Source organism: uncultured Campylobacter sp., from assembly GCF_938045625.1.
Taxonomy (GTDB): domain Bacteria; phylum Campylobacterota; class Campylobacteria; order Campylobacterales; family Campylobacteraceae; genus Campylobacter_A.
Genome location: NZ_CALIAV010000025.1, coordinates 1 through 15,121, shown reverse-complemented (window position 1 = coordinate 15,121; position 15,121 = coordinate 1). Strand labels below are relative to the sequence as shown.

Here is a 15,121-nt window from a genome sequence, read left to right as displayed (position 1 = left end):
ACATTACTAGGTTTCGCGTAAAATTCTCAAGCCTCCGCCGTAAAATCCGTCAAATTTAAGCCTATTTTGCTACTATTTCAGACGAAAATTAACTCAAATGGAGAATATGTGAAAAAATTGATCTTTGTTACGGTGCTTTGGGCGTTTAGCTTTAGCCTCATCGGCGAGTTTTTGGCGGGGCGAGTGGATAGCTACTTTGCCGCGTTTTCGCGCGTCGTTCTTGCGCTTGGCGTATTTTTGCCCTTTATGATTAAGGATTTTGCCGCGCAAAACCTCGCTCTATACGCCAAAGTAGCCGCGATCGGCGCGGTGCAGATCGGCGCAATGTATATCTTTTACTACAACTCGTTTGCATACCTTAGCGTCGCTGAGGTTGCGCTCTTTACGATATTTACGCCGTTTTACGTGAGCGTGGTTTATGACGTGCTCGCAGGCAGGCTTAGGCTGCTGTATCTCTTTAGCGTGGGCACGGCGGTTTTGGGCGCGCTCATCATCAAGTACGGCAGCGTAAATAGCGACTTTTGGCACGGATTTTTGCTCGTACAGGGGGCGAATTTATGCTTTGGCGTTGGACAGAGCGCGTATAAATTTTTGTTAGAAAAGCGTGATTTTAACGAACAAAGAGGTGTTTTTGGCTACTTTTTCGTCGGAGCCGCGGCGGTTACGGGCATAGCCTTTGCCATGTTTGGCAATCCTGAAAAGATCAACCTCGACCTAACCCAAGGCGCCGTGCTGTTGTGGCTTGGCATAGGAGCTAGCGGTCTAGGATACTTTTTGTGGAACAAAGGCGCATGCGAGGTAGATAGCGGCACTCTAGCCATCATGAATAACGCCCTCATACCAGCAGCTATCATCGTAAATTTAGTATTTTGGCATAAAGACGCGGACATACTAAGACTATGCCTTGGCGGTGCGGTAATTTATATCTCGCTACTCATTCACAATAAAATCATCGCACACTACGAGCGAGTAAGCGTAGCGGCAAAATAATCTAAATTTGAAGCCAAATTTAGCTAAAATTTAAAACTAGCGGCGAGACCAAACATCGCCGCTTTACTTGACGGCAGTGGGTATTTTAAATTTGAGTTTTAAAAAGGATCAGATATGCACGACGCCGCAGCACTTCTAATCGCACTCATTTTTCTAATCGTAAGCTTCTTTGTTGCTTTAATCGCCCCCAAAGGCAAACGCAAGCTACTTTGGCTTTTTGCTTGGTTTATGGTGTTTTTCGCAGACGGGTTTATAACCTCGGCCATATTTCATTACTACGGAAATTTATACGGAAAGATAAACGTCTACGAAAAGCCAACCAGCAGAGGATATTATGCCGGAGAAAAGAAATTTGATAGGTGGTTTCCTGAAGTAAATCAATTATCGTCGCAATATACTAAAGACATTGCTTTTACGATGTTGATAAACGGCGATTTGGACTATATAGATTATAGGGTTCAAGCGGAAGATAGCCCTAATAACGGTAAATTTTTTAGAGTTTACGTAGATAGCAATACTTCAAACAATTGCTTTATGTCGGTAGATGAAGAACTAAAAAAATACTTATCCGATAAAAAAATACCTTATCCCGAGTTTAAGCAACTTTACGATGAATATCATTCAAAACCCAGCGAATATAAAGAGATATATTATAATGCCTGGTTTGATAACGAAGAGAGAAAAAAGAGCTACCCGCAGCAGCAAAGAATAGTAGTAGACAAAATAATAAAAATAGTGCAAGAGCGATACAAAAGCCCAAACCCTATTAATAGGAACGGCAAAGTATTTACGTGGGACGACTATCAAATAGAGTGGGTTATAGATAGATTGCAAGACGTAGATAAAAAGATGGAATACTACAAACAAATCTACAAAGACAAATGTATAGCTCGCAAAGAAATCAATGAAGATGAGATAGCGTCTGCCGAACTCGTAATAAAATATCCGTATGCCGTCATAGAACTAAAGCCCGATATAAAAACTATGTTTGATAAGGTAATAGGCATGGGATTTAACTACGGCGGACTAATAAAAGACATAAATACGGGCAAGATACTAGCCGACAATACATACATCTACGAGTCTTATCACTCTTGGCTAATCCAAGTCTTAACTAATGCTTTGGGTCCGGAGTCGGGAGGTCCGTTTTGGCTATGCAATAAAAACGAGACCACTTGGATACAGGACTGCAATCAAAAGATGATAGAGGAATTCTTTAAAAAGGATAGAAGATGAGAAAGTTTGAGATAGCTATATGTTAAACGCATGTACAAATTTGACTAGCCAAGTGGTCCGTCAAATTTGCAAATTTACGCTATCTCTAAAACCGCGGTGATGTCGGCCATGCCTTGCGTGTACATCGCTGACGTAACGAGTGCGTCCGCGCCTGTGGCGGCAAATTCTCGAACGTTTTTTAGATTTATCCCGCCGCTTGCGACCAAGGCCGCGTTTGGGGCGATTTTATCTCGCAAGCCTACTGCTTGCTTTACGGCCTCCGGCGTAAATTTATCGCACTGTACGACGTCGGCGCCCGCCTTTAAAAGTGCTTCGCAATCATCTAAATTTTCGCATTCGACGGCGATTTTGCGCTCGGGAGATTTTGCTTTGAAGGTTGGAATTTGAGCCAAAAACTCTTCATACGAGTCGTAGGCTTTGATGTGGTTTTTGAAAAATAGCACGCTGTCGCTCAAATTTAGCCTGTGCACGCCGCAGCCGCCCTCAAGCACGGCTTTTAGGCAAAATTTCTTGGCAAACGGAAAGCTCTTGCGCGTGGCTAGGATTTCGCATTTTGGATTTACGCTTTTGGCGGCTTCGTTCATCGCTCTTGCGTAGGTGGCGATCTTGCAGGCGTACTCTAGGCAAATTTGCGCTAGTTTCCAGGCTTTGTGCACATTATCGTAGCTACCGCTGATTTTTACGATCGGCTTTTTTGCGGCCGCGACGGCGGAGTTTGGGACGCAAATTTGCGTCTCGCAGTCTAGCAAACGCGCGATGCGAGCGGCGACGTCTACGCAGCTAACCGTCACGTCCTCGCGCGGCAGTATGGTTAAGACGGCGTTTTTGCGGATGCCTTGAAGCGAGGTCGTAAGATCAAAGTAGGGCAGATCCTCACCGATGTAGGCTAAAATTTCGGCGTCATTTATCTTGATCATCGCTTGCTAGCCTTTTTGCCTCGGCGTTTTTCTTATTTGCGTTTACGATCATGTTTCTAAAGATGCCGTTTTCGTAGAGGCCCGCGTGATAGAGCGAAAAACCTATAAACGCGACGCCTGAGGCTACGTGCCACTTTTTAAAGCTGCCTTTGTTTCTGCCTTTAAGCCCGAACGCCGTTAGGCAAACTGTGGCTAGAGTGACGCTCATGCCGATTTTTGCGACTTTTCTGTGTGTTTGTAAATTTAAAAGTTGTCCGTTTATGTTCATTTTTTTCTCCAGCAAGTTGTGTTTGCGATGCCTATGCTCTCAGGGTCAAATTCCGGATTTAGCCCAGCTTTTCTTTGCGATTCGTAGTCTTTTAGGGCTTTTATCATGACTTTTGATAGCATAAAGATCGCCGCGATATTTATCGTAGCCATCGCCGCCATCGTGATATCGGCGATGTTCCAGGCGATAGTTAGGTTCATCTGCGCTCCGACGAATATCATCGCGACCGCCGTTAGCTTAAAGGCTATGGCGATTTTGTGGTTTTTGGTGAGGTATTTGATATTTGCCTGCGCGTAGTAGTAGTTGCCGATCAGCGACGTGATCGCAAAAAGCACCACCGCAAGCGTCGTAAAGTGAAGGCCGATCTCGCCGTAGTACTCGCGCATCGCGGCCTGCACTAAAGGAAGCGCGGTGAGCAGTTCGCCGCTGGCGCCCGTTTGCTTTGTGATATAAGCCTGCGAGAAAAGCACTATCATGCCAGAAGCCACGCAGATCGTCATATCTATAAAAACCGCCATCGCCTGCACGAGTCCTTGCTTTACGGGGTGGCTCGTGTGAGCCGCGGCGGCCGCGTTTGGCGCAGAACCCATGCCTGCTTCGTTTGAAAACAGTCCGCGCTTGATACCGTAGACGATCACGCTGCCCGCAAATCCGCCGAATATCGCCTTAAAATCAAAGGCGCTTTTCATGATCATATCAAAGACGGCCGGAAGTTTGTCTAAATTTAAGCAGATCGCGATAAAGGCTAGCAGGATGTAAGCAAGCGCCATAAAAGGCACGATGTAGGAGCTGACCTTGCCGATAATATGGCTCTTGCTAAAAAACATCACCGCCGCAAATGCGGTAAGTATGAGGCCGATACCCACGGGCAAGCCGCTATCGCTAAAGCTCGTAGCGCCCGCGCTTTGGTCGTAGTAAATTTGAAAGGCGGAGGTCATGGTGTAGCTTTGTAGGCCGTTAAATCCGTAAGCGTAGGTGATGATGAGAATGACGGCAAAAAGGCTCGCCATCCACTTGATGCCTAGGCCGTTTTTGATGTAGTATGCCGGGCCGCCCTTAAAGCCGAATACGTCTTTGGTCTTGTAAATTTGAGCTAGCGTACTCTCGGCAAATGCCGAAGCTGCACCCAAAAACGCCATCAGGCACATCCAAAATAGCGCGCCCGGACCGCCCGCTACGATAGCGGCGGATATGCCCGCGATATTTCCGATGCCCACGCGCGAGGCGGTTGAGATCATAAGCGCTTGAAAGGGCGTAAGGTGGTGCTTATTGTATTTATCCTTTTTCTCGACTAGTACTTTGCAAGCCTCGAAAAACATCCTAAACTGCACGAATCTAGTAATATAGCTAAAATAAATACCGGTAAGAACGAGCACGATAACCAAAAAATAGCCATACAAAAAGTCGTTGGCTAGCGACATCTCATCGTTCATAAATTTTAAAATTTTATCTATCAACCGTCATTCCTTCAAATTTACTTCGCGCCTATCTTGACGCCTTTCATCGAATTTGCCAGCAGTCCGATCGTCGTACCGTTGTGTAAAACGGCTGTGGCGATAGGGTTAAAGAGTCCAAACGTCGCACCTGCTAAGATGAGCGAGTTTATACCTACGGTGGCGTTAAAATTCGTATTTATCAGCCTCATAGTTTTATTTGCGACGTCTTTTGCGACGGCGACCGAGCCGATGTCGTCTTTTAGTAGGCTGATGTCGGCGGTGGCTTTTGCTATATCGGCGCCCTTTTGCATGCTGATGCCTACGTGCGCTTTGGTGAGGCTTGGCGCGTCGTTGATACCGTCTCCGACAAAGGCTACTTTTTTACCCTCGGCTTTTAGCTGCTCGATGATGCCTGCTTTATCGGTAGGTAGGCAGTTTGCGTAGACTCTATCGATACCTAGCTCGCTTGCTACCTGATCGGCTTTAGACTGCACGTCGCCAGTTAGCATTATCAGCTCTTTTACGCCTAGTTTTCGTAGCTTTGCTAGCGTTTGCGCCGCGTTTTCTCGCATGGTGTCGCGCATGGCGATGACGCCTAAGAGCTCTTTGTCGTAGCCTACGTAAAGTAGCGTGAGTCCGCTGTCTACTTCGCTTTTTATGATTTCTTCGTGTTTGCTAAATGAAATTTGCTCGTCGTCCTCTAAAAAATGCCGCGAGCCGATCACGACCTCTTTGCCGCCTACGTATGTTTTGACTCCGTGAGCAACGATAAACTCGACCTCGTCGTGGTGGATGTGGTGAAAGCCTATCTCGCGCGCGGCCTTTACGATAGCTTCGGCTACGGGGTGAAAGTAGTGCTCCTCAGCGCTTGCGGTCAAATTTAACAGCTGCGCTTCAGTAAATTCTTTGTTAAACGAGTGAACCTTGACGACGCTTAGGCTGCCGTGCGTTAGCGTGCCTGTTTTATCAAAGACAAAAGTATCGGCGCTCGCTAGCGCTTCGATAGCTTTGGCGCCTTTTATCAGCACTCCGTTTCGGCCGGCTTTTGAGATGCTTGATTTAAATGCTACGGGCGTGGCTAGTTTTAGCGCGCAGGAGTAGTCCGCCTGCAAGACGCTAGCTACGCGAGTCATATCTCGGCTAAGCAGATACGAAACGCCGGCTAGACTTAGCGTCACTGGCACTAGCTTGTCGGCTAGCTTCGTGGCTTTTAGTCCGACGGCGGATTTTTCGTTTAGCGAGCTTTGGATATATGATTTTATCCTCGCAGTCGCGCTCTCGGCGGCTATGCTCTCGGCCCAAATTTTGATGCGTCCGTCTTCTACGACCGTTCCGCTCATCACTCGGTCGCCGCGCTCTTTTTTGACCGGTTCTGCTTCGCCCGTCATCGAGACTTGATTTACGCTTGCGGTGCCTTCTACGATATAGCCGTCTATACCGATACTCTCGCCTGCGCCGACGACCACGATGTCGCCTACTTTGACGTCGGCGGTCGAGATTTTTTTGAGAGATTTTTCGCCGTTATTATTTATCTCGATCCAGACCTCTTCGATGTTTGGACGGGCTAGTTCTTTGATAAGGTCGTCGCTGCGATGTACGGCGCTTTCTTCCATATATTCGCCGATGGTTAGCATGAGATTCGTGCTATTTGCCGCCAAAAAGTCGCGTCTAGCTAAGCTCACGCCGACGGCCGCGGCTTCAAGAGCTTTTGAGGTTACGCCCTCATTTACGGCTTCGCTTGCGCCCTCTTTTAGCAAAGGAGCTGCGGCGACGAGGCTAACTGCAGCCTTTACGCCATTGCTACCAATCAGTGGAGTCAGAGCTAAAGCGGCTGCGGCTTTATAAATTTCAGCCTTGCTTGGCTCTTCTTTACGCTTGCTTAAATTTTTAATCGGTAAATTCTCGATAAAATCTTTAATCTCGTCTAAATTTGAATCAAAGCCGACCACGATGCTCTTAGCTTTTTTATTTACTCTGACGCTTTTTACGTATTTAAATTCGGAAATTTGCGCCTCCAAATGGCTCTCGTCGCAGTTCTCGCCGATGCGTTCGCAGATAAACCTAACGCGATTTTTTGTTAGATGCGCGATGCGAACGTTATTTTTGGGAGTCAATTTCAGCCCTTACGTCTTCAAAGCGTTCTTTTAGTTCTTCAAATCCTGCTTGAAGCAAATTTGACCCCTTTACGATGGCGGAAAATATCGCCTTTTGGGCATTTTCATTAGTTAGCACGTAGGCTGCGACGCCGCCTATTAGCGCGCCTTTTATGAAGCCAGCGGCATTAAAATTTGCGGGGATAAAGTCTTTTAGCGCATTATTTATGCTATTATCCAGCGCGCTTGGAGCGCCGGTAGTCTTTACCGTCGTAGTAGTCGTAGTCGTGCTACCGTCTTCGTTTAATTGATTTATAGTTTGCGTTTCGTTTATGTAAGGGTTTTTCATTTATCTTCCTCTAAAATTTTGATTATTTTTTCCGTAGCGATTACGCCGGCGATACCGGCTGCAACCGTTGCCGCAGCCGCAAGATAGCGCGCCGAGACTAGTTTATTTGATGCGCTGATAGCGCACGCCGTGACGATACCGCCTTGGATAGCGATTTTAGTCGTTTTAGCTACGGCCTGCGTTTTGCTGACCTTGCCTTTTTTATAGTTTAGTATTTCTACACCGCCGGCTGCCATCGCGCCGATTAGCGCGCCGCTTATTAAGTGGTCTGCCGGAAGTCTAGTGGTTGAAGTTAGTGCCATATTTTACCTTTTAGTGATTTCTGCCCAAATTTGCTTCGAGCGCGTTTGCGATACTGTCTGCCATCGCTTTAGTTTCCTTAGTCACGTCGGCTTCCGGCTTTAGTTCTTGAGGTTTTACTTGTTCTTGTCCGGCTTTTACTACTGGTTTTGCGACCGCTTTTTTAGCTTTTGGACCCGGTTTTTTTCCGCCTTGTTTTGTTCTAGCTGCTTCTTTAGCCGCTTTTTCCGCCGCTACTTCCTCGCTAGTACGCCTTTTGCGATTTTTTATTTCGCTTTTGACCTCTTCGGACGCTTTGGCAAATTTTCCCTCTGCATACTCTTTTACTTCGCTAGCCTTTTTTTGCGCATAGTCTTTTGCACTTTGGGCAAACTCCTTGCCCTTGTCTAGTCCGGTCTCAAGAACCGATTTGATTTTTTCTTTATTGCCGAAAGCCGCGACGGCTAAACCACCTAAAATCGCGCCTGCGATAAACGGTAATGCCATTTTTTATCCTTTGTGTTAAATTTTATTCTTTATCTTTGTTTTTGTCTAAATTTTTACTTAGCATCATACTAGCTAGTCCGCCCAGCGCCAGTCCGCCGAAAAATGAAAAATTCGGGTTATTTAAAAGTGCGACTACGTCATCTTTGCCGCCTTGTCCGGAGCTTATGCGCTCTAGCGTTTGGCTGATTTGATTAAAGCTACTTGGATCAAAAGCGTTTAAGATATTTTCGCTTTGATTTTGTGCCGTTTGCGCTTGCTCATCTTTGGCGTTGCTAGCGCCTTCAAGCCGCACTGACAAAATTTGAGCTAGCTTTGCTTTTAGAGCCGGGATATATTCGTTATTTGACGTCGCCCAAAGCCTAAAGCAGACGTCTTTAAAGTTTTCATCACCAAGGCTATCGGTCAAATTTTCATAAAACGCATTTAACTCAAGTTCGTAGTTTAGGGCTTTTATAAAGCAAGCGTCAAGATCCTCGCACGCTAAAGCGTAAAAAACTTGCGGGTCGGCCTGATCTGCATAAGGCTTTAAAAGCTCTAGCCCGCTTTGCCTAACGGCTAAAATTTGATCGAAAATTTCATCTTTTTTGCAGACGTTTTCGTAAAATTTTACCCCCTGCGACTCTAGTAAAAACACCGCATTTGCGGCTTGCTTTAGCTCCTCGTTCATCTTGCGCCGCCGGTAGCTTTTTGCGCTAGGTTGTTGATTAGAGCCGAGATCTCGTGCAAATTTTCGCCTTTTAGCAGATCGTCCCACATCTTTTTCGGGAAAATTTCGTGGTCGTACTCTATCGTAGCCGAGCCGATTAGCTTGTTAAATTTGACGTTTTTTATGCCGTCTATTTGCTTTATCGTTTGATCTATTTTTTCTAACGGCAAGCTGTCCGCTTCTTTTTTGATATCGCTGCTGACGCGGACTCTTAGGCGGCCTGCGACGTGGTGGATCGGCGTGAAATACGAAGCTATGCGTAAGACTAACTCCGATGGTATATGTGGCGCTGCGCTCATGTTTCTCCTTTATTTTTTGGCGTATTATCTATTTGCTACGCTTAAATTTAACTGAAACTTTTTTGCATATCGTTATCAAATCATTTTTGATAAAGAGGCGCAAAATAGGCTATTTGTTTTGGCACTTTGGACAAATTCCGTATAAAATCATCGCATGACCTTCGAGTTTGAAGCCCGAAATTTGACAAATTTGCTCTTGTTTTTCTTCTATATATTTATCGAAAAAACTCTCCGCCGCGCCGCATTTTATGCAGATTAGATGGTCGTGATGCGACTTTAAATTTAGCTCGAATTTATTTATCCCGTTCTCTTCAAAGCTAAGAACGAGTCCGAAATCCTGCAAAAAATTTAAAAACTGATAAATCGCCGTGAGGCTAACGTTTCGTCTAAATTCGCTTTTGATCTTATTTTGTATTTCGCTCGCACTAAGGTGCTCGTCGCTGGAAAATAAAATTTTTAAAATTTGCTCTTTTGCAGCGGAATTTTTATATCCGTAATCCCGTAAAAGCTCTAAAAATTTCATATAAAATTTATCAAAAGTGTGCATTTTGCCGCCGTTTCAGCCGATTAAAATTAATTTTTATTATAGTAAAAAAAAGCTGATAATGCGATAAATTTAAGACCAATTCTCAAAAAATGGGGATTTTGACTAAGCGGTTATAAAGGTTATTTTGGCATAATTCCGCAAAAAATTTAAAAGGGAAGCCATGACGTACGACGAGCTAGAGCTTGAAGCGGTTTTGCTAGAGGTTTTGGAAAACCGAGGTAACTTTGAATCGCTTGACGATGAAGAGCTTTTCGAGCTTATCGAAGAGGTCGCAAAATACACGGACGGAGACTATGAAGAAGCGTTTGAATATATGACGCAGTTTTCGCCAATCAACAAAAAGAGATTCGTCTCTCTTTATACGGTTTAGCCGCTAGGCCAAACCGTTTTTTCCTTTTAATTATTTAAAATATTTATTCAATACTTCTTTTAGCGTTTTTGTATATCTTGAGTCTTTCGGAGAGTTGTTGTAGATGTCCTCCATATCGTACATTCTATCGTAATAATCATACGTAGCCTGCTTGTCGACGACTACCAAAGAGGTATTTATGCTAACGCCTGCAAAAAGGCCTCTACTTTTACCTCTAAGCGTAGCCCAAGCCGTAATTTCAGGCAGGTCGCTCATTATGCCAGCTTTTTCGCCGGCCGCTAACACTACGGCATCGGCGCTAAGATCTATTTGACCTTTACCGTTTATTAGCCCAGCATACGACCTTCTTGATTTAAAAAGTACAACAAGGTCGGTTGATTTATAGCCGCCCTGCAGGCCTATGCCGCCGCCTTTAAAATTTATAAATATAGGGCTACTCCATTCATTTTCGTCGTTTCTGCCGACGAATATACCGTCTCCAGTATGAGTCGTTACGACTAGCCCGCCGCTAACTACTTCAGGGATGACCATGATGCCTCTTATTTCACTAGTATCTTTTAAATTTAGCAGTTTTCTAGAGCCCAAATCGTTTAAGATATCAAATGAAGTTCGTACTTTTTGATTTTGCGTAAAATCCGCATAAGCAAGCTGACCGAGCAAAAGCGCGCAAGCGGCAAGCTTTAAAAATATTTTCATTTTTGTTTCCTTTTTCGTAAAATTCACCCGCTATTATAGTATTTTTTTATTAAATTTAAAAATTATTCGTTAAATTTACGTAAAGGATGTAAATGAAAAAAATTATTTTAGCCGTTTTGATTTGTTTAAATTTGAGCGCAAAAGAGCAGGCTGGTGTGCCGAGCGAAACTCAGACTATCGTAAATGGCGACGTGGAGATAGTGCGGGTGGAGGCGAAATTTGCAGGAAATTTAAGCATCGATGGCAAGAAAAAGCGCTGGCTTAACGTGCCAGGGGATGAAAATTTAAAATTTGCCATCGTTTCCGCGGGATACCGCCAAAAAGGCGAGATCAAGCTAATAAACGGGCTTAAAGGCGGCGATGAGACGATGGTTTTTAAGATCGTAGAGGGCGAATACAAAAAAGAAAAAATAACCGTCGAGGGCAGCAAGGTGACGCCTCCAAAAGAGGTACTAAAGCGTATCGAGGAGGAGCGCGAGGAGGCGAATAAAATCTATGCCACTGCTAACGTCGGGTTAAAATTTAACTCCAAATTTATCCTGCCGATGAGTTCTGCGATCACGAGCCCGTTCGGTACTGCGCGCGTATTTAATGGCACTTTAAAAAGCTATCACGGGGGCACGGATTTTAGAGCGGCGGTCGGCACGTCTGTAATCGCAGCAAACGATGGCGTAGTCGTCATCGCAAAAGATCGCTACTATGCTGGCGGGTCTGTGGTTATAGACCACGGCGAGGGCATTTACACACAGTACTACCATCTAAGCGCGCTAAACGTCAAAGTCGGACAAAGCGTCAAAAAAGGCGATATCATCGCGCTTAGCGGCTCTAGTGGGCGAGTGAGCGGGCCGCACCTGCACTTTGGCGTGATCGCGGGCGGCGTACAGGTAAATCCGCTAAATTTCGTAAAAAAAATCAACGAAATTTTAAATTAACATTTTTTTCACGACTTTTCTTTAAACTTCGCTCATCTTTTTAAAGGAGAGAAAATGAAAAAAGTAGTTTTGATTAGTATGTTGGTTGCGGGCGGGCTTTTTGCCGCTTCGCTTGAAAATAGCACGAACGACGAGCTTTATAAAATGGTCGCAAATGCCGATGCTAAGACGCTTAGCGAGGTAGCGTTTGAGATAGACAAACGCGCTGGCAAGCTAAGATACGAGGCAAAAGAGGTTAAGCGCGGACTAAAAGCCGAGATAGTAAAGAAAATGGATGCTATGAGCGTCGCCGATAGGCAAAATTTCATGCAGGATTTTCGCAAAAGCTACAATGACAAGGTTGGCTCGCTAAGCGTGGCGGAGGCTAAAAGGCTTGATATTGAGCTAAAAGATCACGACGACGATCTGCATAAGAAATTTAAACACGATTTTAAGGGCGGTTTTAAGCACGGCGGTAAAGGCATGATGGCGCAGGACTGTGCAAATGCCGGAGATTGCAATCAAGCTGGCGGCTACAAGGGCCCAAAACAGCCGATGAAATAATAAAATTCGAGCTTCCTTTTTGGAGGCTCGAACTTATAAATTTATGAAATTTTACCTTCAAATTTAGATGAAATTTGATAAATTTACGCAGGATCTGTTTGCGGCTAAATTTGAGCGCATGTGGGTAAATTTAACGCAAATTTGAGATGTTTGGCGAAAAATTTAGCGTAAAGCCGCGCCGACAGATATAATAAGATCAAGCGGATAAAACGCCGTAAAACGACAAAAGCAAACAAAAACGGAGCGAAAATGAGTAAAATTTTGATCGTCGAGGACGAAAATATGCTGCTTGAGATGATGCGCGCGTATCTGGAGGCGCAAGGCTACGAGACTGCGGGCGCGAAAAGCTACGACGATGCGTTAAATTTGGCTTATGAAAGCAACTTCGATCTTTGGATATTTGACGTCAAGATCATCGGTGGCAGCGGCTTTGCGCTACTTCGGGAGCTGCGAAACGCGGGCAAAAATACGCCTTGTATATTTACGACCTCGCTAAATACGCTTGACGACGTGCAAACCGGCTTTACTAGCGGCTGCGACGACTACATCAAAAAGCCGTTTGAGCTAAAAGAGCTACATCTGCGCGTGCAAAATTTGCTAAAACGCACCTTCGTGCATAACAAAAACGAACTGGTAAATCTGGGCGAAAATTTGGGCTTTGATATGAATCAGGGTTTGCTATTTCGCGATGACAAGGCCGTATCGATGCCTAAAAAGCAGTCCAGGTTACTCGCGCTTTTGCTAAAAAATCAGGATAAATTTTTAAGTAGAGACGAGATTTATTCTCAAATTTGGGACTACGACGAGAGTCCTAGCGAGCTTAGTTTGCGCGTTTATATCGCAGAGCTACGTAAAATTTTAGGCAAAGAGCGTATCGTGAGCGCCTCAAAGCTAGGCTATAAATATGTTTAAGCTTTTCGCGGTCGCTAGGAGACAAAGAGTAAGGTATCGGTCTAAATTTTCATCCGAATTTGCGCAGAGCTTTTACCGCTTTAGGCTTCAAATTTTACATCCGCAAAATACCCGTAAGTTTAATCCAAAAGGCGGCAAATGTCCCTTCTAAAATCCATTAAAAAAGCCTTTCTAGCGCTTTCGGACCGTCAAATTTTACCTATATTTTTGCTTTATTTTATCACGAGCGCTGCATTCTTGGTCTTTTTCGCGCAGATGTTTTACGAGCGCGAGAAGCATTTTATACTCGATCGCGACGTGTTTATCGTGCGAGATTTGCAGCATCACCTGCAAAATAAACTGCAAAAAAACGGCGAGATAGACGACGATGATTTCGACGACGTCGAGGCTTTTGCCGTAAATTTAAAAACGGGTGAGGAGATTGAGGATGATTTTGAGCCGCGCGAGGGCATGCCGCAAAGGTATAAGGACGGAACGAACTCTGTCGTGCAGTTTTATCTCAAAAATCGGCTCGGCGAGGAGGAGTACTACGTCGCCGTCAAGGTCGCAGATCCGGAGTTTACGATTCTCACGCTAAAACTCAAGATAATATTTTTCTCGTTTATGATACTGCTTGCTATTTTAATCATAGCTTATTTTATCATCCGTCTTTCGCTGCGTCCGCTTTACCGCCGCATCGACTTTTTAAACGGCTTTATCAGGGATACGACGCACGAGATAAATACGCCTCTTAGCGTCATTTTGATGAGTATAGAGATGTTTGAAACCGATCCGAAAAAATACCTAAATAACATAAAAACCGCCTCCAAAACGATCTCGACGCTATATGAGGACCTCACGCTAGTAAAGCTTAGCGGCAAAGATGACGCCCCTGCGACGAGCTTTAGCCTAAGCGAGCTGCTGCGCGAGCGGATCGGGTATTTTGGGCTAAATTTGGAGCAAAAAAATATAAATTTAAGCATGCAAATCGCCGAGGTGCAGCTACGCTCATCCTATAAAAAAACGCGAAAAATCATCGACAATCTACTAAGTAACGCCATAAAATACTGCGACGAAAACGGCTCGGTAAGCGTAAATTTAACCCCTGGCGCGCTCGTGATCTCAAACAGCGGCGCAGGCATCGCGAAGGAAAATTTGCCGCGGATTTTTGATCTTTACACGCGGTTTGACGAGCGAAACGGCGGTTTTGGTATCGGGCTTCATATCGTTAAAACCTTTTGCAAGGAGCTTGGGTTTAAAATCTCGTGTAAAAGCGGCGGAGGGCTAACAGAGTTTCGCGTGGAGTTTGGCGGGAGTGCGACGAAAATTTAAGGGGGCGGCGCAAGGTCGGTTTTTGAACCGTAAATTTAAACCTGCTTTTATGGCGTCGAATTTAAGCAGGTTTGATTTGCGGTTTTGCGAGATGAAATTTGGTTTTCGTATCGCCTAATCCGCATGATTCTTGAATTATCTTAATGCTTAATCTTTCCGCAACCGATGGCTTTAAATTTGGCGCAAAAGCAAGATAAATCCTGGTAAAATTTGCGATAAAACTATAAAGGAAAATAAGTATGGGCAAGCGGGACGAGGCACTAAATTTAGCGCGAGATTTCGAACGTGACGGCTTTAGAGTGCCAGATTTATACGAGCGGTTTTGGCGGCTGCAAGGCGACGAGGCAGCGTATTTTACGCTAGCGGACAGCCTGCTGCGCGGGCAGCAAGAGGGCGGTACGCTGCTAAAGGACGCTCTGGGCTACGTAGGCGAGGATGATTTTAAAGCTTTGATCGCTACGGCGGTTAAAATTTTGCGCGAAGAGGCGGCAGAGGGGCGCGAAACGAAGCAGAGCGAAAGCGCGGCACAGATGGGAGAGAATGCGCGTTCGGCGCGGGTGAACGAAAGCGCAAGCAAAAATGCACGGCAACGCGGCAGAGATGAAAAGAGCGCGCGCTGGAAAAACGCCGAAGAGGTCATCGCTGCGGCAAGTCTCGAGTTTGCACCGCTTTTGTACCCGTATCTGGGCGAGCTTTTTAAATTGCAGCCGAACGAGAGCGCGTATTATGC

The 15,121-nt window shown here is 45.2% G+C and carries 19 protein-coding genes; 8 read left to right on the top strand and 11 right to left on the bottom strand.

Going from position 1 to position 15,121, the window contains the following annotated elements:
- Positions 1-108: 108 nt before the first annotated feature.
- Both Q0386_RS02525 and Q0386_RS02520 read left to right on the top strand, forming a co-directional pair.
- Positions 109-990, top strand: a complete 882-nt coding sequence (locus Q0386_RS02525; RefSeq protein WP_298947601.1) for an EamA family transporter — start codon at positions 109-111, stop codon at positions 988-990.
- A 114-nt stretch (positions 991-1,104) separates the two neighbouring features.
- On the top strand, positions 1,105-2,226 hold the full coding sequence (locus Q0386_RS02520; RefSeq protein WP_299026622.1) for a hypothetical protein: 1,122 nt from the start codon (positions 1,105-1,107) through the stop codon (positions 2,224-2,226).
- A 74-nt stretch (positions 2,227-2,300) separates the two neighbouring features.
- Here the strand turns inward: Q0386_RS02520 and modD are convergent, their stop codons facing one another.
- From modD to Q0386_RS02470, 10 genes are all read right to left on the bottom strand, one after another.
- Entirely contained in the window at positions 2,301-3,143 is an 843-nt protein-coding gene (modD, locus tag Q0386_RS02515; RefSeq protein WP_299026619.1) for a ModD protein, read from the bottom strand.
- Positions 3,127-3,411, bottom strand: a complete 285-nt coding sequence (locus tag Q0386_RS02510) for a hypothetical protein (protein ID WP_002952110.1) — start codon at positions 3,409-3,411, stop codon at positions 3,127-3,129. The genes modD and Q0386_RS02510 overlap by 17 nt, the downstream gene beginning before the upstream one ends.
- On the bottom strand, positions 3,408-4,844 hold the full coding sequence (locus Q0386_RS02505) for a sodium:alanine symporter family protein (RefSeq protein WP_299026680.1): 1,437 nt from the start codon (positions 4,842-4,844) through the stop codon (positions 3,408-3,410). Before Q0386_RS02505 ends, Q0386_RS02510 begins: the two co-directional genes overlap by 4 nt.
- A gap of 41 nt (positions 4,845-4,885) precedes the next feature.
- Positions 4,886-6,961 (bottom strand): heavy metal translocating P-type ATPase, encoded by a 2,076-nt coding sequence (locus Q0386_RS02500; RefSeq protein WP_299026617.1) that lies wholly within the window; start codon positions 6,959-6,961, stop codon positions 4,886-4,888.
- Positions 6,945-7,289, bottom strand: coding sequence for a YtxH domain-containing protein (locus tag Q0386_RS02495; protein ID WP_299026614.1), 345 nt, complete (start codon positions 7,287-7,289; stop codon positions 6,945-6,947). The genes Q0386_RS02500 and Q0386_RS02495 overlap by 17 nt, the downstream gene beginning before the upstream one ends.
- Positions 7,286-7,591 (bottom strand): Cys/Met metabolism pyridoxal-phosphate-dependent enzyme, encoded by a 306-nt coding sequence (locus tag Q0386_RS02490; protein ID WP_299026611.1) that lies wholly within the window; start codon positions 7,589-7,591, stop codon positions 7,286-7,288. The genes Q0386_RS02495 and Q0386_RS02490 overlap by 4 nt, the downstream gene beginning before the upstream one ends.
- 10 nt (positions 7,592-7,601) lie before the next feature.
- A complete protein-coding gene (locus Q0386_RS02485) occupies positions 7,602-8,075 on the bottom strand; it encodes a hypothetical protein (RefSeq protein WP_299026608.1) in 474 nt (157 codons plus the stop codon).
- A 22-nt stretch (positions 8,076-8,097) separates the two neighbouring features.
- Positions 8,098-8,742 (bottom strand): aminotransferase, encoded by a 645-nt coding sequence (locus tag Q0386_RS02480; protein ID WP_299026605.1) that lies wholly within the window; start codon positions 8,740-8,742, stop codon positions 8,098-8,100.
- Entirely contained in the window at positions 8,739-9,080 is a 342-nt protein-coding gene (locus Q0386_RS02475) for an HMA2 domain-containing protein (RefSeq protein ID WP_297940988.1), read from the bottom strand. Before Q0386_RS02475 ends, Q0386_RS02480 begins: the two co-directional genes overlap by 4 nt.
- A 109-nt stretch (positions 9,081-9,189) precedes the next feature.
- Positions 9,190-9,627: a Fur family transcriptional regulator gene (locus Q0386_RS02470; RefSeq protein ID WP_299026603.1), complete on the bottom strand. Its 438-nt coding sequence runs from the start codon at positions 9,625-9,627 to the stop codon at positions 9,190-9,192.
- A gap of 160 nt (positions 9,628-9,787) precedes the next feature.
- Between Q0386_RS02470 and Q0386_RS02465 the strand changes: the two genes are divergently transcribed.
- Complete coding sequence (locus Q0386_RS02465; protein ID WP_002945385.1) at positions 9,788-9,997, top strand: hypothetical protein; 210 nt, start codon at positions 9,788-9,790, stop codon at positions 9,995-9,997.
- A gap of 30 nt (positions 9,998-10,027) precedes the next feature.
- Here Q0386_RS02465 and Q0386_RS02460 read toward each other — a convergent pair whose 3' ends face one another.
- Complete coding sequence (locus tag Q0386_RS02460; protein WP_299026600.1) at positions 10,028-10,693, bottom strand: lipid-binding SYLF domain-containing protein; 666 nt, start codon at positions 10,691-10,693, stop codon at positions 10,028-10,030.
- Between the two features lie 92 nt (positions 10,694-10,785).
- Between Q0386_RS02460 and Q0386_RS02455 the strand changes: the two genes are divergently transcribed.
- The 5 genes from Q0386_RS02455 to Q0386_RS02435 all read left to right on the top strand — a co-directional run.
- Entirely contained in the window at positions 10,786-11,625 is an 840-nt protein-coding gene (locus tag Q0386_RS02455; protein WP_299026596.1) for a M23 family metallopeptidase, read from the top strand.
- 54 nt (positions 11,626-11,679) lie between these two features.
- Positions 11,680-12,168, top strand: a complete 489-nt coding sequence (locus Q0386_RS02450; RefSeq protein ID WP_299026594.1) for a DUF1104 domain-containing protein — start codon at positions 11,680-11,682, stop codon at positions 12,166-12,168.
- 249 nt (positions 12,169-12,417) lie between these two features.
- Positions 12,418-13,080, top strand: a complete 663-nt coding sequence (locus Q0386_RS02445) for a response regulator transcription factor (RefSeq protein WP_299026591.1) — start codon at positions 12,418-12,420, stop codon at positions 13,078-13,080.
- A gap of 138 nt (positions 13,081-13,218) precedes the next feature.
- Positions 13,219-14,391 carry a HAMP domain-containing sensor histidine kinase gene (locus Q0386_RS02440; protein ID WP_299026585.1) on the top strand — a complete coding sequence of 391 codons (1,173 nt, stop codon included), beginning with the start codon at positions 13,219-13,221 and terminating at the stop codon, positions 14,389-14,391.
- 239 nt (positions 14,392-14,630) lie between these two features.
- Positions 14,631-15,121: hypothetical protein (locus Q0386_RS02435; protein ID WP_299026583.1), on the top strand; the 491-nt coding region annotated here is incomplete at its 3' end.

Coding starts and splice junctions, on each gene's coding strand:
- Q0386_RS02520 (WP_299026622.1), top strand. CDS start 1,105: ATGCACGACGCCGCAGCACTTCTAATCGCACTCATTTTTCTAATCGTA.
- modD (WP_299026619.1), bottom strand. CDS start 3,143: ATGATCAAGATAAATGACGCCGAAATTTTAGCCTACATCGGTGAGGAT.
- Q0386_RS02510 (WP_002952110.1), bottom strand. CDS start 3,411: ATGAACATAAACGGACAACTTTTAAATTTACAAACACACAGAAAAGTC.
- Q0386_RS02505 (WP_299026680.1), bottom strand. CDS start 4,844: ATGAACGATGAGATGTCGCTAGCCAACGACTTTTTGTATGGCTATTTT.
- Q0386_RS02495 (WP_299026614.1), bottom strand. CDS start 7,289: ATGAAAAACCCTTACATAAACGAAACGCAAACTATAAATCAATTAAAC.
- Q0386_RS02490 (WP_299026611.1), bottom strand. CDS start 7,591: ATGGCACTAACTTCAACCACTAGACTTCCGGCAGACCACTTAATAAGC.
- Q0386_RS02485 (WP_299026608.1), bottom strand. CDS start 8,075: ATGGCATTACCGTTTATCGCAGGCGCGATTTTAGGTGGTTTAGCCGTC.
- Q0386_RS02480 (WP_299026605.1), bottom strand. CDS start 8,742: ATGAACGAGGAGCTAAAGCAAGCCGCAAATGCGGTGTTTTTACTAGAG.
- Q0386_RS02475 (WP_297940988.1), bottom strand. CDS start 9,080: ATGAGCGCAGCGCCACATATACCATCGGAGTTAGTCTTACGCATAGCT.
- Q0386_RS02470 (WP_299026603.1), bottom strand. CDS start 9,627: ATGCACACTTTTGATAAATTTTATATGAAATTTTTAGAGCTTTTACGG.
- Q0386_RS02465 (WP_002945385.1), top strand. CDS start 9,788: ATGACGTACGACGAGCTAGAGCTTGAAGCGGTTTTGCTAGAGGTTTTG.
- Q0386_RS02460 (WP_299026600.1), bottom strand. CDS start 10,693: ATGAAAATATTTTTAAAGCTTGCCGCTTGCGCGCTTTTGCTCGGTCAG.
- Q0386_RS02455 (WP_299026596.1), top strand. CDS start 10,786: ATGAAAAAAATTATTTTAGCCGTTTTGATTTGTTTAAATTTGAGCGCA.
- Q0386_RS02450 (WP_299026594.1), top strand. CDS start 11,680: ATGAAAAAAGTAGTTTTGATTAGTATGTTGGTTGCGGGCGGGCTTTTT.
- Q0386_RS02445 (WP_299026591.1), top strand. CDS start 12,418: ATGAGTAAAATTTTGATCGTCGAGGACGAAAATATGCTGCTTGAGATG.
- Q0386_RS02440 (WP_299026585.1), top strand. CDS start 13,219: ATGTCCCTTCTAAAATCCATTAAAAAAGCCTTTCTAGCGCTTTCGGAC.